The sequence below is a fragment of the uncultured Gelidibacter sp. genome, assembly GCF_947500795.1.
GTDB lineage: Bacteria > Bacteroidota > Bacteroidia > Flavobacteriales > Flavobacteriaceae > Gelidibacter.
Genome location: NZ_CANMTE010000003.1, coordinates 494,402 through 517,738 on the forward strand (window position 1 = coordinate 494,402; position 23,337 = coordinate 517,738).

The 23,337-nt window shown below is 39.1% G+C and carries 16 protein-coding genes; 5 read left to right on the top strand and 11 right to left on the bottom strand.

Going from position 1 to position 23,337, the window contains the following annotated elements:
• Nucleotide 1: 1 nt before the first annotated feature.
• From Q0947_RS10030 to Q0947_RS10065, 8 genes are all read right to left on the bottom strand, one after another.
• Complete coding sequence (locus Q0947_RS10030; RefSeq protein WP_299396605.1) at nt 2-1,423, bottom strand: alpha-amylase family glycosyl hydrolase; 1,422 nt, start codon at nt 1,421-1,423, stop codon at nt 2-4.
• 6 nt (nt 1,424-1,429) lie between these two features.
• Nucleotides 1,430-3,811 carry a TIM-barrel domain-containing protein gene (locus Q0947_RS10035; RefSeq protein WP_299396608.1) on the bottom strand — a complete coding sequence of 794 codons (2,382 nt, stop codon included), beginning with the start codon at nt 3,809-3,811 and terminating at the stop codon, nt 1,430-1,432.
• Between the two features lie 163 nt (nt 3,812-3,974).
• Nucleotides 3,975-4,952 carry an alpha/beta hydrolase-fold protein gene (locus Q0947_RS10040; protein ID WP_299396611.1) on the bottom strand — a complete coding sequence of 326 codons (978 nt, stop codon included), beginning with the start codon at nt 4,950-4,952 and terminating at the stop codon, nt 3,975-3,977.
• 59 nt (nt 4,953-5,011) lie between these two features.
• The gene (locus Q0947_RS10045) at nt 5,012-6,862 is read right to left on the bottom strand and encodes a glycoside hydrolase family 13 protein (protein ID WP_299396614.1); all 1,851 of its coding nucleotides are present in this window, start codon (nt 6,860-6,862) and stop codon (nt 5,012-5,014) included.
• 40 nt (nt 6,863-6,902) lie between these two features.
• Nucleotides 6,903-9,209 carry a glycoside hydrolase family 65 protein gene (locus tag Q0947_RS10050; RefSeq protein WP_299396617.1) on the bottom strand — a complete coding sequence of 769 codons (2,307 nt, stop codon included), beginning with the start codon at nt 9,207-9,209 and terminating at the stop codon, nt 6,903-6,905.
• Between the two features lie 179 nt (nt 9,210-9,388).
• The gene (gene pgmB / locus Q0947_RS10055) at nt 9,389-10,051 is read right to left on the bottom strand and encodes a beta-phosphoglucomutase (RefSeq protein WP_299396620.1); all 663 of its coding nucleotides are present in this window, start codon (nt 10,049-10,051) and stop codon (nt 9,389-9,391) included.
• Nucleotides 10,044-11,411, bottom strand: coding sequence for an MFS transporter (locus Q0947_RS10060; protein WP_299396623.1), 1,368 nt, complete (start codon nt 11,409-11,411; stop codon nt 10,044-10,046). Before Q0947_RS10060 ends, pgmB begins: the two co-directional genes overlap by 8 nt.
• A 127-nt stretch (nt 11,412-11,538) precedes the next feature.
• Nucleotides 11,539-12,579 carry a LacI family DNA-binding transcriptional regulator gene (locus Q0947_RS10065; RefSeq protein ID WP_299396625.1) on the bottom strand — a complete coding sequence of 347 codons (1,041 nt, stop codon included), beginning with the start codon at nt 12,577-12,579 and terminating at the stop codon, nt 11,539-11,541.
• A gap of 285 nt (nt 12,580-12,864) precedes the next feature.
• Between Q0947_RS10065 and Q0947_RS10070 the strand changes: the two genes are divergently transcribed.
• From Q0947_RS10070 to Q0947_RS10090, 5 genes are all read left to right on the top strand, one after another.
• On the top strand, nt 12,865-15,765 hold the full coding sequence (locus Q0947_RS10070) for a SusC/RagA family TonB-linked outer membrane protein (RefSeq protein ID WP_299396628.1): 2,901 nt from the start codon (nt 12,865-12,867) through the stop codon (nt 15,763-15,765).
• Between the two features lie 31 nt (nt 15,766-15,796).
• Complete coding sequence (locus Q0947_RS10075; protein ID WP_299396631.1) at nt 15,797-17,395, top strand: RagB/SusD family nutrient uptake outer membrane protein; 1,599 nt, start codon at nt 15,797-15,799, stop codon at nt 17,393-17,395.
• 13 nt (nt 17,396-17,408) lie between these two features.
• Nucleotides 17,409-18,470, top strand: a complete 1,062-nt coding sequence (locus Q0947_RS10080) for a SusF/SusE family outer membrane protein (RefSeq protein ID WP_299396633.1) — start codon at nt 17,409-17,411, stop codon at nt 18,468-18,470.
• Between the two features lie 95 nt (nt 18,471-18,565).
• Nucleotides 18,566-18,724, top strand: coding sequence for a hypothetical protein (locus Q0947_RS10085; RefSeq protein ID WP_299396636.1), 159 nt, complete (start codon nt 18,566-18,568; stop codon nt 18,722-18,724).
• 56 nt (nt 18,725-18,780) lie between these two features.
• On the top strand, nt 18,781-21,642 hold the full coding sequence (locus Q0947_RS10090) for an alpha-amylase family glycosyl hydrolase (protein WP_299396638.1): 2,862 nt from the start codon (nt 18,781-18,783) through the stop codon (nt 21,640-21,642).
• 223 nt (nt 21,643-21,865) lie between these two features.
• On the opposite strand, the gene Q0947_RS10095 is transcribed toward Q0947_RS10090, so the two are convergent.
• The 3 genes from Q0947_RS10095 to Q0947_RS10105 form a co-directional block, all read right to left on the bottom strand.
• Nucleotides 21,866-22,216 carry a DUF488 domain-containing protein gene (locus Q0947_RS10095; RefSeq protein WP_299396641.1) on the bottom strand — a complete coding sequence of 117 codons (351 nt, stop codon included), beginning with the start codon at nt 22,214-22,216 and terminating at the stop codon, nt 21,866-21,868.
• 5 nt (nt 22,217-22,221) lie between these two features.
• Nucleotides 22,222-22,893: a flavodoxin reductase gene (locus Q0947_RS10100; RefSeq protein WP_299396644.1), complete on the bottom strand. Its 672-nt coding sequence runs from the start codon at nt 22,891-22,893 to the stop codon at nt 22,222-22,224.
• Nucleotides 22,894-22,965: 72 nt separating this feature from the next.
• A complete protein-coding gene (locus tag Q0947_RS10105; protein ID WP_299396646.1) occupies nt 22,966-23,310 on the bottom strand; it encodes a cupin in 345 nt (114 codons plus the stop codon).
• Nucleotides 23,311-23,337 lie beyond the last annotated feature (27 nt).

Consider the following 23,337-nt stretch of genomic DNA (forward strand, 5'->3'; position numbering starts at 1 on the left):
CTTAGTTGGTTAAAATTTTATATTCCCAAGGTTTTAGTACAATGTTCTCCTTTTTCAACTCTAACTTTTTCCCTTGAATATAATCCGTAAAGCTTCCTTCGAGCGGTGCAGCAACAGATTGCTCTTTATCAGAAAAATTCCCGATAAAGGTTACGGTTTGGTCATCTTTTGCACGCTGAAATACCAAAACTTTAGCATTAGCTGTTTCCAAATTGGTGTATGACGCTGGATTCTTTCCACCGTTTAAAGCTGGATTTGTATTTTTCAACGCACCAAGTTTTTCAAGTAAAGGCCACATCGTTTTTTTGGTTTTCGGAATTGAATCTTTTTCAAAAAACTTTAATCTGTGATCCATATCATACTCCATACCTGAATAAATAAGAGGCATTCCAGGAATCACATAACTAAACGCAGTCATTAATGGTGCCGCTTCTTTCATGCGCTCATTGATGGTACCACTCCAAGAATTTTCATCATGATTGGTCACAAAATTCATCATGATATCATTCTTTTCGTATAACGAATCGATTTGCGCCTTACGATTGTTCCAAGCGTCTAATCCTTTCTTTCCTTGTGCCAAATCATTCATCACATGGTGCGTATCCCAACCGTAAACCATATCAAAAAGACCATCTTTAGCCAATTCTGGCTCCCAAGCTTCTGCAAGCATAAAAATATCTTTAGTTGCTCTTAGTTGCGGAATAGCTTCCTCCCAGAAATCAGTAGGCACTGAACCCGCAACATCACATCTAAAACCATCTACGCCTTCTTCCTTTAACCAATATTGCATGTCAGCAATCATCTCTTTGCGCATGTCTTTATTGTCATAATTGAGGTCGGCAACATCCGTCCAATCCGTTCCTTCCGGATAAGTGATGTTTCCATCTTTATCCTTTGTATAGTAATCCGGATTGTTTTTGATCCACTCATGATCCCATCCCGTATGGTTTGGTACCCAATCTAAAATGACATACATACCATTGTCGTGCGCCGTTTTGATTAAATTTCTAAAGTCTTCAATGGTTCCAAATTCTGGATTGATTTTAGTAAAATCAGAGACCGCATAATAGCTGCCCAAGTATTTTGATTGTTCCTCCTCAGGAAAATCTGAGGCGAATTTGCTATCTGCTCCGCCTGTCGCTTTACGATTGGTCTCGCTAATTGGAAAAATTGGCATCAACCAAATGACTTTTACACCCAATTGTTTTAACTGCGGAATGTCTTTAGTGAATTCGTCAAAATGTCCCGAAGGCGAGTATTGACGAATATTGGCTTCATAAATCACCCCGGTCTCTAGAACATCGTCAGTGATCGGTTGAAATGTTGCCTGAGTATTTTCAATGACTGTTAAGTCTTTTTTCGGGTCCTCCTTGCAGGCCGTAATCAGCATTAAACTGAAGGCTGCTAACATAATTTTTTTCATGTGTAGTTACTTTAATTTGATGTTTAGTTTTAAATCTTTTGCCGTGTTCCATTCCAAAGGAATGGTCACCGTATTGTTATCTTCGTTATAATCGAATGCTATCTTTTGACGTTTCAATTTGATCCATTTTGGCTTAGCTGTGATATGGTGCACCACAAGATCAATTTGCTTAGATTGTGCTTTGTATACCGACCCGATTTCAGCTTTAAATTCGAATTCAAGCTTTATTTTACAAAGTTCAGACTCGAAGTTCAGTAGTTCATAATTGCCGTTTTCATAAGCATTTGCAGTTACGCCATCATCATTATACAATTGCCCTTTACTATCTTCAACAGATGCGTCATAATAATAATGTAATTCAAATTTATTTCCATCGTAATCCTTGGTACTTTGCATTGGTTTTGCCATCGGAATGAATGCCCCAGCCCTCACAAAGGTTGGGATTCTATCTTCAACCACATTGACGGTTGCTGATTGTCCGCCAACAAATTTGTTGCCGGTATAAAAGTCAAACCAAGTGTTGTCTTTAGGGAAATAGATGTCTTTGCTAGTCGCTTTTGATTTCATAATGGGTGATACCAGGAAATCATCTCCCCAAAAATAAGTTGATGCGTCTGTCTTAAGCGCCTCAGTAGTGTCTTCAAAAAACAATGGACGCATTAATGGCGTACCATTTTTATGGTTTTGAAAGCTCAAATGGTAATTATATGGCAGTAATTTATAGCGTAATTCGATAGATTTTTTCGCTAAAGCTATGGTGTGCTCATCCCAAAAAATAGGTTCTGCAGGCACATCTTCTTGCGCATGCGGACGGTAAATTGGTTGAAAAACACCGTATTGCAACCAACGCGTATAGAGTTCCGGATCTTGAAGATTCCCTGCAAATCCACCCAAATCAGAGTGCATATAGCCTAAGCCTTGCATGCCCATTTGAAGCGCAATTTCAGGTTGACTTTGTAAACCGCCCCAAGTTCTGTTGACATCGCCTGACCACGGAATCATACCAAAACGTTGTGAGCCAGAATAGCCTGCACGCATTAAAATAAAAGGACGTTGGTTTGGAAAATCTGCTTTGTACCCTTCTGAAATCAAGCGCGCCCAATCGTGGCCATAAGTATTGTGGACCTCATCTGCCGTTCCTGTGGCATGCAATAGTGCTGAAGGGTGGACTTCAGGTTCGCCCAAATCGCCCCAAATTCCGGTCACACCCATATCGGCCAGACCCTTATAAATGTCCCAAAACCAAGTTTTTCCTTTCGGATTATAGATATCAATCAGTCCCGTATTGCCGAAATAAAAATCATAAGTAAATGGATTACCGACCGAATCTTTAGCCAGTATTTCTTTTTCAACAGCCTCTTGCCAACGCTTCGACGTGGTCAATACAAAAGGTTCTGAAACCAACACCGTGTTTACATGATTAGATTTTAAATCTTTGATCATTTGGGTAGGATTTGGAAACGAATCTTTTAAAAATTCCAAATTCCCCATATGGCCTTGAATGTCTTTCCCAAACCAAAAAATATCGATGATAATGGCATCTAACGGAATTTCTTCATCCCGGAATTTCTGAACAGTCGCTTCTACTTCTTGTTGCGAATGGTAGCCAAATCGGCTGGAAAAATTCCCCAAAGCCCAACGTGGGAGTAACGGTTGCTTTCCGGTTAAATCGGTATAGCTATCAATCAAATCGGTCCACGAATCGCCAACAATAACCTGGTAGGTCTTTCTACCCGAAATCGTTTCATAAGTTAACGTGTTGTCTTTCTTGCTGTCCAAATCTAAAAATCCGATAGGTGCATTATCAAAATGAACCATATACGTATTGGAGGACATCACAATCGGCAAGGTGTAATTCATCAATTTAGAATGGGTTTCATAACCGTAATGCGCACGATTGTAAAGCTCCAATCGGTAGCCACGGCGGTTCATACCTAAAGCGCGTGCACCACCACCATAGAGAACTTCATTTTTGGTCAGATTGAATTGTATGGTTTCTAAACTGTCGTTTTTAACATAGCCTTTTTTCTCAGAAATGACGGGTTTGCCTTTATAACTGTACGAGATTTGAAACGGTTGTTTTTGGATATTTACCGTTATCCCCTCTGATTGCAATTGAAACGAGTCCCCAACATTCAGCAACTTCGCTTTTATTGCTTTTGGTTCTAAAACCACCGCATGCGAATTGGGATTGTAAACTTCTCCTTCTGGAATAAAAGTAGTTTCAATGATGTGCTTACTAAACGGTGTGATTTTATAAACGCCATCGTTCACTTTTATCTCCAAAACGTTGTTTTTGTAAGCGATGGATTCAAAAGATCGGTTCTCATTTTGAGAGAATCCGAGAGTGATGGAGAATAGAAATGTTATTAAAATGTAGTGTTTCATTTGATGTTGTTTTACCCTTCCGCCTGCCTGTCAGCAGACAGGTCTTTAATTCCTTGAAGAGAATTAAAGCTGCCTTCCCTTGAAATAATGGAAGGAATTGGTTAATTATAATTTAATAGACCCTACAGGTTCAAAACACCTATGAGGTCTTCAATTCTGATATTTACTCAGTCTTCTTCAACAAAAACGTCAATGGAATGTGTAGTCGTTTTTGCCACGAGACTTCCGTATGTTCACCGCCTTCAAACTTCAAATTTCTAAAGTTTGATGTGCCGTATCCTTTATCTTTAAATATTTTATCGACTGTTGGCGCGTATTTAGGATAAAATTTATCCATAGTTTCGGTGCCATGATCAAAATAGAATCTGTGTGTTTTTGAAGACGGCACATGGTCTTCCATATACTCAAAAAAAGTATCGGCCAACAAATCGTTATCGTTAGGATTTCCGCCTGGCCAATGGGTAGACAAACACGCGGCAGCTCCAAATACCTCTGGATACTCGCAAACGGCATACATAGAAATCAAGCCGCCCATACTGGAACCAGCCACTACTGTGTTTTCTCTATCGGTCAACACCGAATAGTTGGCATCTACATAAGGCTTAAGTTCATGCACCAGAAACCCTAAATAATTATTGGAAGTCACGGAATCCAGTTTAAAATTATTCAAACGTGCTTCTTCAAATAGAGAATCCTGAACCGATCTTGAAAGCGATTCAAAAGGCTTTTGAGGAAAATATTCGCTGTGGCGTAACTCGTTAATATTAAATGGTGCCACCACAATAAAATCTTTGGTAATGCTATCGGTCATCAATTTAGCAGAGACCTCATCAACCTTCCATTCTTCATTATTCCAAGTGATATTACTATCAAATAACATCTGGCCGTCGTGCATATACAAAACGGCATATTTTTTACTTTTAGAATAGTCTTTTGGCAACCAAATGTCCACTTTTCTTGGTGGAATGTAATTGGATGGAAAGTCGTCAATCCGAAGTAAAGTACCGCCTGCAAAATCGCCTTCAATAGTTTCTGCAACCACTTTAGACGTGTCCGCAGGTTTAATTTTAGCTTTCTTAGTAGTGGTATTGCAAGACACCAAAACGGCGAAAATAATCAGTATATAAATGCTTTTTTTCATAGTTATAAATAAATCTCCATCTGCTAGAGGCATCCAATCAGATGAAGAAAATAGGCTGTTTAAAATTCGATAATCATTGCGGTTTTACCAGCAACCTGCAAGGTGTTTTCTAAAGAAATCTGCTGTTCTGAAATAATATCATTTCCTGATTTATGCGATTTGATCATTTCCTTGAAACGGTTCAGCTTTAACGTCTGCGCTTCAGGATTGTTATTGACCACTACCATCACGCGTTCATCGTCTGTATATCTAAAATAGACATACACGTTATTCTCAGGCACGAACTGCATGGTTTTACCTGTATGGATGGCCGATTTAGATTTTCTCCAATTGAAGATTTTCTTCGAAAACTCAAAGAAACCGGTTTGTCCCGGCGTTCTTCCTTCCGCGGTAAATGCATTGATTGGATCACCTTTCCATCCTCCAGGAAAATCGTGACGGATGTCCCCATCGCCTTTTAAATCTTTATTGCCGCCCATTCCCAATTCGTCGCCATAATACACCTGCGGAATGCCTCTAACCGTAGCAATCATGGTCATGATCATTTTATAGGTATTGAGATCTGCTTTATAAATTTCATTGATCCGATTGGTATCATGATTTCCAGCAAACACAAGAATATTATTGATGTCTGGGTATAGAAAATCGTTGGCAAAATTCTCGTAAGCTCTTAACATGCCCTTATCCCATCCTTGTTCATCTTCAGCAAACATCACCATAAGCGCATCATGAAGCGTAAAGTCCATGACAGTTGGCAAATGCGAATTGTAATTGTCTATAGCCCCAATCTTACTGTCCTTTTGCCAATAGGCCATTTGCGCTTGATTGTGCATCCAGACCTCGCCAGCAATATTAAAATTAGGATATTCGTCCATAATGGCTTTTGTCCATTTTGCGATGCCTTCCTTATCATTGTACGAGTAGGTATCCACGCGGAACCCGTCCAAATCAGCAAATTCAACCCACCAAATGGCGTTTTGAATCAAATAATTCAGCACCAACGGATTTTTCTGATTAATATCAGGCATGGTCGTATCAAACCAACCGTTCATACAGGCTTCTTTGTCCGCCTCAGAGGCATTCGAATCGAACTGCGTGGTCATTCTGTAACTACTACGCTGAAAACCGTTGTCGCCTGAATCCCAATAATGAATCCAATCTTTGGTTGGCAAATCTTGAATCATCCAATGTTTGCTGCCCCAATGGTTGGTGACATAATCCATAATGAGTTTCATGTCGCGCTTGTGCATTTCAGAAGCCAATCGCTTGTAATCGTCATTGCTACCGTAACGTGGATCGATTTTATAATAATCACTTTGCGCGTAGGTGTGGTACGAATAGATAGGCTCATTGTCTTCCAATAACGGCGTACTCCAAAGTGCTGTAACACCTAACTCATGCAGATAATCCAGATGGTTGATGATGCCTTGAATGTCGCCACCATGACGTCCCGAGAGCTCTGTTCTATTCACTTCTTCAACGGTATCGTAAGTGCTGTCATTGTCCGAATTTCCATTGGCGAATCGATCTGGCATCACCAAATAAATCAAATCACTAGAATCAAAACCTTTTCTTGCAGCCGAATTTTCGCGGCGCGCTTTTAATTCAAAGGATTGCTTACCGACAACCTTCTTATCCTTTAAAAATTGCAATTCGTAGGTACCCGCAGCAACATTTTTAGTGTTGATGGTAACGAACAAGTAGTTCGGGTTTTCTGTTTTAACGACATCCGAAATTTGAATCGTGTTTGAAAACTTCACCTCATATTGAGCGATGTCCTTACCATACAGCATTAATTGCACATCAGAATGCTGCATCCCAGCCCACCAAAATGGCGGTTCTATTTTCTCTACCTGTGCAAAAACTGTCATGGTTAAAAATACCATTAAAATGGCTATCAAATTCTTCATGTCATCTCAATTTTAAAATATTTACAAAACGCTGACTGGTTTACACCGTCAATACCTGCTGTGGATTCACTGTTACTTCTTTTCCGTTGATCAGGATCGCCATAGCTTGATCACCTTCTAACTCAAAAGACGTCTCGTTTTTGGCAACACTAATTTTAAGAATCTGATTTCTGAAATTAATTCTGAACGAGTAGGCATCCCATTGCTCAGGGATTTTAGGTTCGAATGATAACTTGTTATCAACAACGCGCATCCCGCCAAATCCTTCAACAATACTCATCCAAGTACCCGCCATTGAGGTAATGTGCAATCCTTCTTCTACTTCGTGATTGTAATCATCCAAATCCAATCGGGAGGTTCTTAAGTAAAATTGATAGGCTTGTTCCATTCTGCCCAATTTAGCGGCCTGAATACTATGCACACAAGGTGATAAGGAACTTTCATGAACCGTAAATGGTTCGTAAAAATCGAAGTGACGTTCCAATTCTTCTGTGGAGAATTGATCTTCAAAGAAATAAAATCCTTGCAGTGTATCGGCTTGTTTGATGTAAGGCGAACGTAAAATGCGGTCCCAAGACCATTTCTGGTTGATTGGACGTTCTGATTTTGGCAAATCTTTTACGGTAATCAATTCCTTATCCAAGAATCCGTCCTGTTGCAAGTACACATTATGCTCCTCTGAATACGGATAATACATATTGTTGGCCACTTGTTCCCAATCAGATAGTTCTTCTTCGGTCAATTTCACCTTGTCAATCACGCGAATCAAATCAGCAGCATAGTCCTCTTTCATCTTAGAAATGGTTTCTAATGTGTAGTTCAGACACCATTGTGCGATATAATTGGTATAGAAGTTATTGTTGATGTTGTTTTCATACTCATTAGGACCTGTAACACCTAAAATGACATACTTGTTTCTAAGTGTCGAAAACGTAGCGCGTTGCTTCCAAAAACGAGCGATGGCGATAAGGACTTCCAACCCTTTTTCTGGGATGTAACTGAAGTCGCCCGTAAAGCGATGGTAATTAAAAATTGCAAAGGCAATAGCTCCATTACGATGGATTTCCTCAAAAGTAATTTCCCACTCGTTATGACATTCTTCCCCATTCATAGTCACCATTGGGTACAGTGCAGCCCCGTTTTTAAATCCGAGTTTTTCAGCATTTTCAATAGCTTTTTCTAAGTGATTGTAGCGGTACTCCAATAAATTACGTGCTACTTTTTGATCTTTCGTCGCCATATAAAACGGAATGCAATAGGCTTCCGTATCCCAATAGGTACTACCGCCGTATTTTTCGCCGGTAAAACCTTTCGGACCAATATTCAAGCGTGCATCTTTCCCTAAATACGTATGGTTTAATTGCATGATGTTGAATCGGATGCCTTGTTGCGCTTTCACATCGCCATCAATGGTGATGTCAGACATTTTCCAAATTTTAGCCCACGCTTCTTTTTGTTGCGCTAGCATCTGATCAAAACCAAGCTCTGCTGCTTTAACTAATGTTTTTTGCGCCACCGAAGCCAAGTCATTTTTATCGTGATTTCTGTCGACAGTGTACCCACCAAACTTGGTCATGGTAACCGTATCGCCTTTGGCAACCTTTGAAGTGTATGAAAAAGATATTGTATGCTCAGATTTTGAAACGGATGGCGTTTCATTTAAAACCTGTCCGTTTAAAGACAATTCGGTTTGCATTGCAGTACACACATGAAATTTCGTTTTCATGGTATGCGATAAAATGAACGCTTGTGATCCTTCAGAAGTAACGCTTAGCGTATTCCAGAATTTATCGTCCCAATTGCTGTCTTCATTGGTAATGCCAGCATCTAAATACGGTTCAAATACAATGTCCGCCGCGCTATTTAACGCAGTCACATGATATTGAATAACCCCAACTTCATCCATGTCAAGACTTAAAAAACGCTTAGCATCTACCTTTAATTCGATGCCGTTTTGAAGGGCTACTTCAAAAGTTCTTGATAACCAACCTTCTTGCATATTGAGTTCCCTTCTAAAGTTTCTGACCTCCTTACAGGTAGTTAAATCTAGTGCTTCGCCATTAATAGTGACGTTGATTCCAATCCAATTTGGAGCGTTGAGTACCTTGGCAAAATATTCCGGATAGCCGTTTTTCCACCACCCGACACGGGTTTTGTCTGGATAATAAACGCCGGCAATATAATTGCCTTGAAAAGTACTTCCTGAATACTGCTCTTCAAAATTGGCACGTTGCCCCATGGCACCATTACCAATACTAAAAATACTTTCAGAAGATTTGACACGTTCGGCATCAAAGCCTTCTTCTATAATGGACCAATTGTTTGGTTGTATATAATCTTGATTCATTTTTTTAATAGATATGAGAATTTAGAATTAAGACCGCTTCGCTTTTAGAATGCTCTTCAGTTTCTCTTCAAAATTCTTTTTGTTTATGTTTCAACTACATTCGACGCCACAATTTTCTAAGCACCACAATGAAGTTTTCTGTTATTTTCTACGACTCTCTACTTAATACTCAGTACTAACTACTTTGTACTAGTTATCAATTTTTTCAAAAACTCAGCATCCATTTCCTGAAAACCAGCAAAGACGAAATCGGCTTCGTGAAGCGTTGCTTTATCGCCAATCCCAATGGATACCATACCTGCGGCATTGGCTGCTTGAATTCCCGCAACGGCATCTTCAAAAACAATACAATCTTTAGGTGCTACCTGTAACTGTTCTGCCGATTTTAAGAATACTTCAGGGTCTGGTTTTGCTTTGGTAACATCGTTGCCATCTACAATGACATCAAATTTTGAGAGGATATTGACTTTTTCCAATATCATTCGCGCATTTTTACTTGCCGACCCTAAGGCGATATGTTGTTCTGCCGCTCTTAAAAAATCTAAGGTTTTTGTCACATCAGGAAGGATCTCTTGTTCATCCATCGTGTCGATATACGTCAGATAGTCTTCATTTTTAAGACCCATGAGTCTCGTAAACTCAGCCTCACTAATGGTTTTATTACTCCAAGCTAGAATCTTCTCTAAAGATTTTATTCTGCTGACGCCTTTCAATTGTTCATTTTGCTCGTGGGTAAAATCGACACCAATTCCGTTGGCCAATTTCTTCCAAGCTAGAAAATGATACTTTGCGGTATCTACAATAACACCGTCCAAATCGAATATAAATGCTTTTTTAGTCATGCTTTAAAGTCAAATCTTTTTTGTCGTTAATTTTGAATGCCAAAATTCCGGCGATAATAAAGCTTACCCCACTCACCATTATGGCGTAAATAGCTTCGTTGTTATAGGCGTACTTTACTAAAGGCCCACCGATAATCCCGTTGATAATTTGTGGCACTACTATGAAGAAATTGAAAATCCCCATATACACTCCCATTTTTTTAGGCGTGATAGAGCCTGCTAACATGGCATAAGGCATAGCGAGGATACTGGCCCAGGCAATTCCGATAAATACCATGGATAAAATCAGCCAGTCTTCATTGGGCATAAAATAGATGGACAGCAAGCCTATTCCTCCAATAAAGAGAGAATACGCATGTGTTTTTTTTCTAGAAAATTTCTTGGCGATAGCTGGTAACAGAAAGGCAAAAATAGCTGAGATTCCGTTGTACACCCCAAATAAAATACCCACCCAGTTTCCTGCTTCTTGGTAGGTTTCACTGCTAGAGTCTGTTGATGGCAATCCGTAAATATGTTGTGCAATGGCCGGTACGGCAAATACCCACATTCCGAACAAGGCAAACCACGAAAAGAATTGTACCCAACTTAATTGGCGCATCGTTTCGGGCATTTTTTTGAAATCTTCAAAAATGTCGGAGAGTTTCGCTTTGCGGACGATGCCATCATCAGCTACTGTTGTATGATGTGATTTCTCGTTTTCAAATTGCTGCAATTCTTCAGGAGAATATTCTTTGGTGGTAAAAATGGTCACTAAAATAGAACCGATTAAAACCCCAGCCCCAATAACAAATGACCATAAAAGGTTAGCTGGCACTGATCCGTCAGGAGACGTCTGTGCAACCCCAAACCAATTACTCAATACCCAAGGCAACCACGATCCGATGACTGCTCCAATACCGATTAAAGCGGTTTGGATACTAAAACCTTTGGTAGTTTGTTCGTCAGAAAGATTATCTGCAACCAATGCCCGGAACGGTTCCATGGCAATGTTAAAGGAGGCATCCATAATCATTAGCATTCCGGCACCAACCCATAAGGCTGGTAAAATGGCGATCATAAAATCAGCTTGCGGAATAAAAATCATTCCCACTGAAGCGAGTACCGCTCCTAATAGAAAAAAGGGTTTCCGTCGACCAAATCGGGTCCATGTATTGTCGCTATAATGCCCAATAATTGGTTGCACAATAAGGCCCATCAGAGGTGCTATGAGCCAAAACCATGACAGTTCGTGCACATCGGCGCCAAAAATTTGAAGTATTCTACTGGCATTAGCATTTTGTAGGGCAAAACCCATCTGGATTCCTAGAAAACCGAAACTCATGTTCCAGATTTCCCAAAATCCTAGCGTACGCTTTTTCATTAATAGTATGTTTAAATTAATACTATTGACAAGCGATAAGACTTATCAAAACTTATTTGTAAGAAGTGAAAATAAAGTTTTGATTACGCGGTAAAGGTAGTAAAGTTTTTGAATTTACACTATTTTTTTATTTGGTTGAGTCTCTTTCGATAAGTTCTGTTTCAATAATAATGGTTCTGTAAAACTCTTCTTGATCCTCACGTTTAAGGTTGTCTATCAGCAGTTCAGCGGCCTTTTCTCCCATTTGTTGCCCATGCTGACTCACCGTAGTCAGACTCGGTGTAGCGTGTTTAGAAAGCACCCCATCCGTAAAGCCAATAAACTGAATATCCTCAGGAATTTTCATACCCAAATTGCGCGCCACCTTCATTGCGATAATGGCATAGAGCTCATTCACGGCAAAAACACCATCAATCTTTTTATTTTTTTTAAACAAGCCTTCAATCTCACGCTCTAAAGATTCCAAATGGTCTTCAGACACCAATTCATCATCCACTTTTAAAATTAAATCCGTTTCGGGGCTCATTTTATAGTCTTCCAAAGCATCCAAATAGCCTTGAGTCCTCAGTTTTCCTACGCTGACATAATCTTTTGTAGTAATAATGGCGATGCTTTTACATCCGTTGGACAAAAGCTTGGTCACTGCATTTTTAGACCCTTTTGAATCGTCTATAATTACTTTATCGCAGTCGATTTCATTCACAATACGGTCAAACATGACAATGGGCATCCCCTGATTGATGGTTTCTTTAAAATGGTGATAATCTTGCTGTTGTAAGGTTTCTTTGGAAATGGAAAGAATAAATCCGTCTATACTGCCGTTGGCCAACATTTGCATGTTGATCACTTCTTTATCAAAGGATTCATTAGACAGACCAACAATAACGTTGTACCCTCTTTTATTGGCCACTAATTCGATACCTCTAATGACTTTTGAAAAGAAATGATGGACAATTTCGGGAATGATAACCCCTATGGTTTTCGTTTTTCTATTCTTTAAACTGAGTGCGATATTATTAGGACGGTAGTTATATAGTTTAGCGAAAGCCTGCACTTTCTTTCTGGTGTCTTCACTAATTTCAGCACTATCTCTCAAGGCCTTAGAAACTGTACCAATAGACACATCTAATTCTCTAGCAATTTGTTTTAAAGTGATCTTTTTTTTCATAATAATGGGTGGGGCCAATGCTTCTTTTAAGGCGATAAAATAACAAAAAGTCTATAACATTTTGATTGACCGAACTTAAAGATATGAAATTACCAGCGATCGCACGTTTTTTTGATGATTTTTAAGTAAAATACCGTAAATTCAAAAAAGTTGTCAACACGCAAACGTTTTCGTTAAGGATATGGCATTGGCGTTTCTCAGATTGACACAAAATTTACATAAATTTAACCCAAGAAGTGAAAATATAAGTGAATTATTAAAACAATTAACTTTTAAAAATAGTGTATGAAAACATTTTTAAATAGCATGCTGTTATTGGTATTTTTAATACCCTCAGTCATGTGGTCACAAACCACTGTTTCTGGGCAAATAACAGATCAGGCTAACGTGCCTTTACCAGGCGTGAACATTTTAATTAAGGGGACGACTACTGGAACGACTACTGATTTTGATGGAAATTATAGCATCAGCGCTAAAAGAGGCGATGTGATAGTTTTCTCATATGTTGGTTTTAAACCACAATCAATTAATTACACAGGACAACAACCCTTAAACGTAACACTTACTGAAGACACAGCGTTGTTGGATGAAATTGTTTTAATTGGATATGGTTCTACAACCAAGCAAGACGCTACGGGTTCAGTAGAAAAGGTCGGTGAAAAAGAATTTAACCGCGGCGCAATCGTATCACCTGAGCAATTGTTATCAGGTAAATCTGCCGGTGTACGTATTACATCTGGTGGTGGAGATCCAGGAGGTGGTTCAGATATCAGAATTAGAGGTGGTGCATCGTTATCAGCAAACAACTCTCCATTAATTGTAATTGACGGTTTACCGTTAGACCAACGTGGAGTACAAGGTGTGCGAAATCAATTGAACGCCATTAACCCGACGGACATTGAAGATTTTGTAGTTTTAAAAGATGCTTCTGCAACGGCTATTTACGGGTCGCGTGCTTCTAACGGGGTTATTTTAATCACCACCAAAAAAGGAAAAACTAACGCACCGTTAACAGTAGAGTATGATCTTAAAGCATCAGTAGCAGAAGTTTCTGATTATGTAGATGTGCTTTCTGCAAGTGAATTTAGAGCGATTGCTGAGACGGACACTAATTTTAATGAAAGCCTACTTGGAAACTCTAGTACAAATTGGCAAAAACAAATTTATCAAACGGCGGTTGGTGCCATTCATAACATTACGGTATCTCAAGGTTTTGAGAATTTTAATTTCCGTGCCAATGTCAACCATACGTCGCAACAAGGGGTATTAACTGGCGATTTATACGAGCGCAACTCTGTAAACCTTTCTGCCGTACAACGGTTGTTTGACAACAATTTAAAACTAACCTTAACCACAAAAGGAATTTTAGATGACAACAAATACGCCGACAAAGGCGCCATTGGGGCGGCAATAGGCTATGACCCAACCCACAGTGTTTATAATGAAGATGGCTCTTATTTTCAATATGTAGGTCAGAATCTGGCCTTGGTCAATCCGGTGTTCTCATTGGACAATAATAATAACAGAGCCCGTAACACGCGGAACATTTCCAACTTTAATGTGGATTACAACATGCCTTTCTTAGACGGTTTAAAATTCAATCTTAATGCCGGTCTCGACTATTCAGAAATTTCTGGAAAAGAATACAGGTTGGCGAGCCCAACAAATCCAGGAAGTTTTAATTACCAGAACTTTTACACAGGATTTAATAGAAATACTTTGTTAGATTTTTATTTTAACTATAAGAAAAACTTAGAATCCCTTAACACAAACGTCGATTTGACCGCAGGACATTCTTATCAAGAATTCTACATCAAGTCTGACCGTCGTGAAACTGAAACATCAGGAGGTCTGGTGCCTCGTGCTACAATCATCAATAGAAATGCTTTAGAATCCTACTTTGCCCGTGCAAGTTTTGATATTGCTAACCGATACTTATTATCTTTAACTGTAAGACGTGATGGTTCTTCCCGATTTGGTGAAGAAAACAGATGGAGCACCTTCCCTGGTGTTTCTGCGGGTTGGAAAATCAGCAATGAAGAATTCCTACAAAACTCAGTCATCTCCAATTTAAAATTGAGAGCGGGTTGGGGTAAAACAGGTCAGCAAGAAATTGGACAGAACTATGGTTACTTAGGGGTGTATACGCCTGGACGATCTGATGCGAGTGTTCAATTTGGATATATCAACGGTGTGCCTCAATTTGTGAACACCTTACGTCCGGAAGAATTTGACGAAAACTTAAAATGGGAAGAAACGTCTCAATATAACGTGGCTTTAGATTTCGGGCTATTTAATGAGCGTTTAACCGGTACTGTTGATGCGTATTACAGAGAAACTACTGATTTGTTGGCTACAATTCCAACGGCAGCAGGTTCTAACCTTTCTGATTTATTAACCACCAACGTTGGTTCGGTATTGAGTAAAGGTATTGAGTTCAGTTTAAATGGTGCCTTGGCACAATCAGATGATTTCAATTGGGACATGGCTTTTAACGTCACTTTACAAGAGAACAAGATTACCAAATTATCTTTGGGCAATGATCCTAATTTCTTTATCGCTCAAGGTGGTATTAGTGGTGGTACGGGTAACAATATCCAATTATGGAGAGAAGGTTTAGACCCTTCAACTTTCTTCGTATTCAGACAAGTTTATGACACAGCAGGACAACCAATAGAAGGGGCTTATGTAGATGTTAATGGCGACAATCAAATTACTGAAGCGGACAAACAAGCTTACAAAAAAGCGTCTCCTGATGCCTATTTAGGGTTTACCAATACTTTAAACTATAAAAATTTAGACTTTAGTTTTACGTTTAGAGGAAGTTTAGGTAACTATATGTACAACAACGTAGCTTCAGATAGAGGAAACGTCACTACAGTAAACGATGCTCCTGGACAATATTATGTAAATGCACATTCCAGTGTATTGGATAACAACTTCCAAAAACAGAATTTGTTTTCTGATCACTATATCGAGAGAGCTGATTTTGTGAAATTGGACAACGTGTCTTTAGGCTACTTGGTACCTGGCGAAAAAATAGATTTGAGATTGTCATTGACCGCTACAAATTTATTCACCATTACTGAATACGATGGTTTAGATCCGGAGATTTCTAATGGTATCGACAACAACTTCTATCCAAGACCAAAAACCTATGTGTTAGGATTAAACTTTACATTTTAATATTATGAATAATCATATAAAAAACAATGTTATGTTAAGAACAATAAAAACAGTCTTTATCGCCTTTACGCTCGTGTTTTTTGCACAGTCGTGTGAAAGTGATTTAGATTTGCAACCTGAAGACAACCGTCTTACAGCAGACGCAGCCTTTGAAGAGCCCGGAGCATACAAAGCTTTTTTAGCGAAATTATATGCAGGCCTTTCAGTAAGTGGACAACAAGGTCCTGCCGGAGATGCTGATTTATCAGGATTAGATGAAGGGTTTTCCAACTACATGCGTTTGTATTGGTCAATGCAAGAATTGACCACTGATGAAGCAGTGATTGGGTGGAGTGATGGTACTATAAAAGATTTACACGCCCAAACATGGACCTCGGGTAACGAATTTATCCGCACTATGTACAGCAGAATTTTTTACCAAGTAGCACTAACCAACGAATTTTTACGTCAAACTTCTGACGCGAAATTAGATGCTCGTGGCACAGAAGCTAGCCTTCGTGGCGACATTCAGAAATACAGAGCTGAAGCGCGCTTCATGAGAGCTTTAACCTACTGGCATGCTTTAGATTTATTCGGAAATGTACCATTTGTAACGGAAGAAGATCCTATTGGAGCATTTTTACCTCAGCAGATTCAACGTCAAGATTTATTCGATTATATCGAGACTGAACTTTTAGCTATTGAAGGCGAGATTACAGGAGCAAGACTAAACGATTACGGAAGAGCTGATCAGGCTGCAGTTTGGATGTTGCTTTCTAAATTGTATATCAACGCTGAAGTATATACAGGTACCGCACGTTACAGTGACGTTGTAAACTATACTTCTAAAATTATTGAATCAGGATACAGCATTGCTGACAATCCCTATTACCACTTATTTTTAGCAGATAATGATACCAATGGCACAGAGTCAGAAGTGATCTTTCCAATTACGTTTGATGGTCTAAACACCCAATCTTTTGGTGGAATGACCTTTTTAATTCACGCAGCGGTAGGTGGCAGCATGGTGCCGGCTGATTATGGTATCAACGGCGGATGGGCTGGCTTGCGAACCACGTCTAAACTTGTGGATAAATTCCCGGGGGAAGCCAATTCTGCTGACGGAAGAGCTTTGTTTTATACGGATGGCCAAACCAAAGAAATTACTAACATTTCCAACTTTACAAACGGTTATGCCGTGGAGAAATTCAGAAACGTAGATGTTAATGGGGTTGCAGGATCAGATCCTACAGGCGATATTCCTGATACGGATTTCCCAATGTTCAGATTGGCCGATGCCTATTTAATGTACGCTGAAGCGTTTGTTAGAGGTGCTGGCGGTTCTGCAACAAATGCAGTCAACTACATCAATATATTACGTGAAAGAGCCTATGGCAATACAAGTGGAAATATCACCCAATCAAGTCTGAATTTAGAGTTCATACTTGCTGAGCGTTCTAGAGAGTTATTCTGGGAAGCCCACAGAAGAACAGATTTAATCAGATTCGGTCAATTTTCTGACCAAGGTTTATGGCCATGGAAAGGCAATGTTGCCCAAGGACGAACCACTGAATCATTTAGAGACTTGATGCCTTTGCCTGCTACAGATTTAGGAATCAATACCAACTTAAAACAAAATCAAGGATATTAAAACCAACAAACACATGAAAAATTTTAAACTATTAAGCTTATTTATTTTAGCCATGATTGGGCTAAATTCTTGTGACACTGAAGATGACATTATCTTTGTAGCTCAAGAGCCAGTCGGATTTACTTTAACTAATTCTACATTACCAGAATATGTTTTAACCGCCTCAACCGGCGCTAATATTGGGGAACGTTTTACGTGGAACAGTGCTGATTTTGGAGTGCCGACAAATGTTTCTTATGATTTACAACGCTCTATTAAAGGCGACTTTAGTGACGTTGTATTAGTAGGAACTACGACCTCCAACGATATTGCAATGACTATTGGACAAATGATGACCGTAGCTAAAGAAGCTGGATTGGATGCTGACGCTACCACTCCTGCTCCAAATATGGGTTCCTTTGCTGTAAGAATGCGCGCTTACGTGGGTAATGGTGGTGCAGAAGTGTTTTCTGACGTTAAAACTATTGCTGTAAAACTAGAAGAGAAAGCAGTTGAGTTCAGTGTTGCTGAAAGCACATGGGGCATTGTAGGTTCTGCAGCACCAAACGGTTGGGATGGGCCTGATGCGAAGTTTTATACTACCGAAGAAAATGATGTGATTGTTGCGTATGTTACTTTAAAAGAAGGCGAAATGAAAATCCGTGAAAACAATACATGGGGTGGCGATTTTGGTGATGCTGATGTCAACGGTGTTTTAGATCAGGATGCTGACAACAACATTAAAGTGAAAGCAGGCACCTATAAAGTAACGATTGATTGGAGTGACAACTCTTATAAGTTAGAGAAATTCTACTGGGGATTAGTAGGTTCTGCAACACCAAACGGATGGGATGGGCCTGATACCAAACTTGAGTACGATTTTACTACAGATAGTTTTAAAACTCGAGTTCAATTGAAGGACGGCGAATTAAAATTTAGATTTAACGATACTTGGGGTGGCGATTATGGCGATGCAGATGTAGATGGTGTTTTAGATCAAGATGCAGATAACAACATCAAGATTACTGCGGGCTATTATTTAGTAACAGCCAACTTTAACACTTTAGAGTACAGCATTGAACCAACCGAACAATAAGTTAGTTCTTCCGGAATAGTTCTAGCGTCTTATGACACTTAGCCTTTTCCCTACGGAACAATGAAACTTAAAAAATGTCTCTCACAAATAGTCATATGGAATCAAAACACAATGCTATTATAGAAGACAATATTAATAAGGTCGGTGCCCAAAGATACCGAGATGGCAGCACCACCAAGGCAATAAAAGCTAGCGCCAAAATTTCGGCACTAAATTTCAAGAATGCGTACAAAGTAGTTTACGCATTGACATAACAATTAAATAAGGCTATTCGTAACGGAATAGCCCTATTTTTTTAAAACCTACCCATATGCAAAAAATTACATTTTACTTTTTATTATTTCTGTGTTCTTTCGCATACGCGCAACAGCAAAATGTGACCTATTCTGTGACGCCCTCCTCTTTTGAAGAGAATGAAAATGTTACCATTACATTTAATGGCAACAGTATTAATGAAGCCACCTGGGGTGTTACAAATAATACTTTGTATCTATGGGCCTGGTCTTATGACACCGATTTGGGGAATCAACAAGACGCTCCTACTAATGGCTCTTGGACAGCCTCTAGCGAATCTCATAAGTTAACTTACAACAGTAGTACGGACACGTATAACATTGCCTTTACACCAACCACCTTTTTTAATAGAACTCCTATTGGACGTATAGGATTGCTGATTAAAGCCAAAGATGGCACTGGCGATAAAAAATCGCAAGATATGACCCTCAATGTTGGAGCATTCCAAGTGGAACTTACACAACCCACTGCAGGTTCAACAACAGTCATTAATTCTGGTAGCAATTTAAATATTGCCGCTAAAAATACGGGTGGGACTGCCACTTATGTATTAAAAGCTAACGGGACACCAATTGATACGAAAGCGAACATTTCAACCTATGCATTTACACATTCGGGAATAACGCAAAACACCAACTACCAATTAGAAGTTACCCAAAGCACCAATACACTTTCTAAAACATTTTCAGTATTGGTAGATCCTGGCACTTCAACCGCTGTAATGCCTACCAATTATCAAGAAGGCATCACCTATTTGAGTGCGACGGAAGCCGTTTTAGTATTGAATGTACCTGGTAAAGACTTTGTTTATGTAGCCGGAAGTTTTAATAATTGGCAACCAAGTGCGGCGTATGCGATGAAAAAAGATCCAACGCGCGATTCCAAATTTTGGATAAAATTATCAGGTTTAACGCCTAAAAAAATTGAAACCTATCAATATTGGGTGGTCGATAAAACACCGGCACCAAATTCACCTAAAATGGTGAAGACTGCCGATCCGTTTTCAACATTAGTTTTATCACCTTATGACGATCCTTATATTCCTGCAACCACCTACCCTAACCTTCCCGCATATCCTGCCGGTCAAGATCGTGAGGTAACGGTTTTACAAACGGATCAAACAGCGTACAATTGGAAGGTCAAAAATTTCACAAAACCGAAAAAGGAAGATCTCATAATTTACGAAGTTCTTGTTAGAGATTTCGATTCTGATAGAAACTATCAAGATTTAATCGATAAGATTGATTATTTCAAAAATCTCAACATTAATGCGATTCAATTATTACCAGTGATGGAATTTGAAGGCAACGAAAGTTGGGGCTACAACACATCATTCCATATGGCTTTAGATAAGTTCTATGGCACTGAAAACAAACTCAAGGAATTCATTGACCTTTGTCATCAAAACGGAATTGCTGTTATTCTTGACGTAGCTTTAAATCACGCTTTTGGAAGAAATCCGATGGTGAGAATGTGGATGAATGATGCGGACGGTGATGGTTGGGGAAATCCAAGCAGTGAAAACCCGTATTTTAATACAGAAGCACGTCATAGTTATAATGTAGGATCAGATTTTGATCATTCCAATCCGCTAACTCAAGCATATGTAAAGCGTGTGGTAAAACATTGGGTGGAAGAATTTAATATTGATGGGTTCCGATGGGATTTAACCAAAGGATTTACCCAAAATTGTACTGCTAATGATGAAGGCTGCACCAACGCTTACCAAGCCGATCGTGTAGCGGTTTTAAAAGAATACGCCGATTATTCATGGTCTCTTGATCCTAACCATTATGTAATTTTTGAACATTTAGGTTCTGAAAATGAAGAAAAGGAATGGGCCAACTATAAGTACAACGAAGGTAAAGGTGTGATGATGTGGGGCAATATGACCAACGCCTATAATCAATTGACTATGGGTCACAACTCTGACAATAACATCAGCGGCATCGGACATAAATCAAGACCACAATTTCAAGGTGCGCGTGTTGTCGGTTATGCTGAAAGTCATGATGAGGAACGTTTGATGTACAAAAACCTTATGTATGGCAATAGCACCAACAGTTCCCATGATGTTAAAAACTTGAATGTTGCCTTGTCTAGAATGTCTGCTTTAGGCGCTGTAACCTTAACCGTTCCAGGTCCAAAAATGATCTGGCATTTTGGAGAATTAGGGATGGAGAATTCGATATTCACCTGTAATAATGGTTCAGTAAATGTACCAGGTGGGGCTGATGGCGATTGTAAATTGGACACCAAACCACAACCCCAATGGACACAAAACTGGTTGGGCAATACCACTAGAAACAAGATTTATAATGATTGGGCTCAACTCATCAAGTTAAAAACAACCGAAGCGGTTTTTGAAGGCGATTATAAAATCAACACCAATACGCTTACGCCTTCCATTGAAATTTTCAATAATGCGTTACCAAACAGCAGTCTGAAAAATGTGGTAGTCTTAGCGAATTTTGATGTGACCTCTAAAACTGTTAACACTACAATTCCTGCTGGAGAAACTTGGTATGATTTGATGGATAATACAGGAAACACAAGTTACAATCAATCAACAATAACAATTGCTGCTGGTCAGTTTAGGATTTTTGGAAACAAACGTGCTACGTTAAGCACTGATGGTTTTGAAAGCACTTCAAGTTTCATCCTTTATCCAAATCCTACAAATAGCAATTTCAAAGTAAATAGAGATTTTAGTGTACTTGATATTTATGACCTTACGGGAAAACGTATCAAATCCTTTAGAGGAACTTACACGCAAACGGACAGTTTTGATATTTCTGATTTGGTTCAGAGTATGTATGTTATTAAAATACAAACTCAAAACGGGGAAGTGTCGACCTCAAAATTGATTAAGATGTAGGTTTTAAAAAACCGTTATAATTAAGAAAGCCTCTCTGTAATGGAGAGGCTTTTTTGATGCAAGCATGTGATATATCCAAATTCACTTTGGAGCTTTTCTTAATCACGACTGTCATATTGAGCGCAGTCGAAATATTGTAAAATCCCAATTACCAAGGTTTTCGACTGCGCTCAAACTGACATACGAACTCAAACTGACTTACGCACTTAAACTCACAATGGGGTTAAAGATTTTCTAAAACCTCCTTAAGCACAATCGCCTGATTATGCTCTGTATCTTTTGCGCCATAAAGCAAGGTCAGTGTCTTAGTTTTTGCGTTGTTCTTTAGCGTAGTTAAAATCTCAGATTTATCCGCCAACTCGATTTTGTATTTATTAGAGAACGTTTCAAATTTTTCAGGATCATGGTCATACCATTTTCTGAGTTGTGTTGATGGTGCAATCTCTTTCAGCCAATCATCCAATTGCGCCGCTTCTTTGGGAATCCCTCGAGGCCATATTCTATCCACCAAAACCCGATACCCATCAGCTTCGGCAGGCTTATCATAAATACGTTTGATTCTAATGCTTTTCATGACGCTTAGAATTCCTCCATTACTAACTGTTCTTTTTTTACATTTAAATGTGACAGCTGTTCTTCTACTGCTTCCATCATTGGTGGTGGCCCGCAGATGTAAAATTGCTTGTCAAAAGAAAGTTGGCACTCTTTCAAAAACTGCTCGGTTATCCGTCCATGAGCAATCCCTTCAACTGTTTCTTCTGACAGGATATTGATAAAATTAGTACCCAACATCTGCTGAAATTCATCCTTGAGAATGATGTCTTTCATAGAATGATTAGCAAAAATAAGTTTGTTGTTTCCTAACTTGTCCTTTGCTTTTAAATCTCTTAAAATCGAAATGAATGGCGTTACACCCGCTCCACCAGCTATAAAGGTGCCTTCGCCTGTATAAGAAATAGCACCAAACACATCATTAAGGATCACCTGATCTCCCGCTTTTAACGAACGTAACTTATTGGTAACACCTTTATGCGATGGATACGTTTTAATCATAAACTCCAAATGCTCCTGGTTAGGAAGTCCCGTGAAAGTAAAGGGTCGGCCTTCATTTTCCCATCCAGACTCATCTAAAAACATTTCCGTAGCCTGTCCTGGATTAAAGGTCATGCTTTCCGGCTTTTCTGTTACAATATGCAACACATTATGAGTACTAAATTCTATCGATTTAATATGTACAACTTGATTTTTCATGGCAGTTTATTTTTCTGCTTTAGTAAAACTCTCAAAGCATCCCATGAATCAGATCGCATATATAAAATCAATTTACGATTGATCCGCAACATCTTTAACCCGTTGCGCAGAGTCTGCTTTATTTAAACTCAACCTAACAATACTATCTTCTAATGCTGTTAAATCGTGTGGCACATTCCCTTCCAAGGCTACTAAATCGCCTTTACTTAGGGTATAGTTCAATTCATTAACACCAAAATTTATTTGACCTTCAAAAACTTCAACCACTATCGAAAAAGGTGTCTTATGTTTTTTCATCACCTGGTCTTTTTTAAAGGCAATCCGAATTTCCTTTCCACTTTCGGTTTCCATCAACACTTGGATGGATGGTTTTGTTTCGTGGTATTCTATATGTTGTGTTAATGAGGCTGTTTTCATAATTATTCTTGTCTATGATGTTTATTT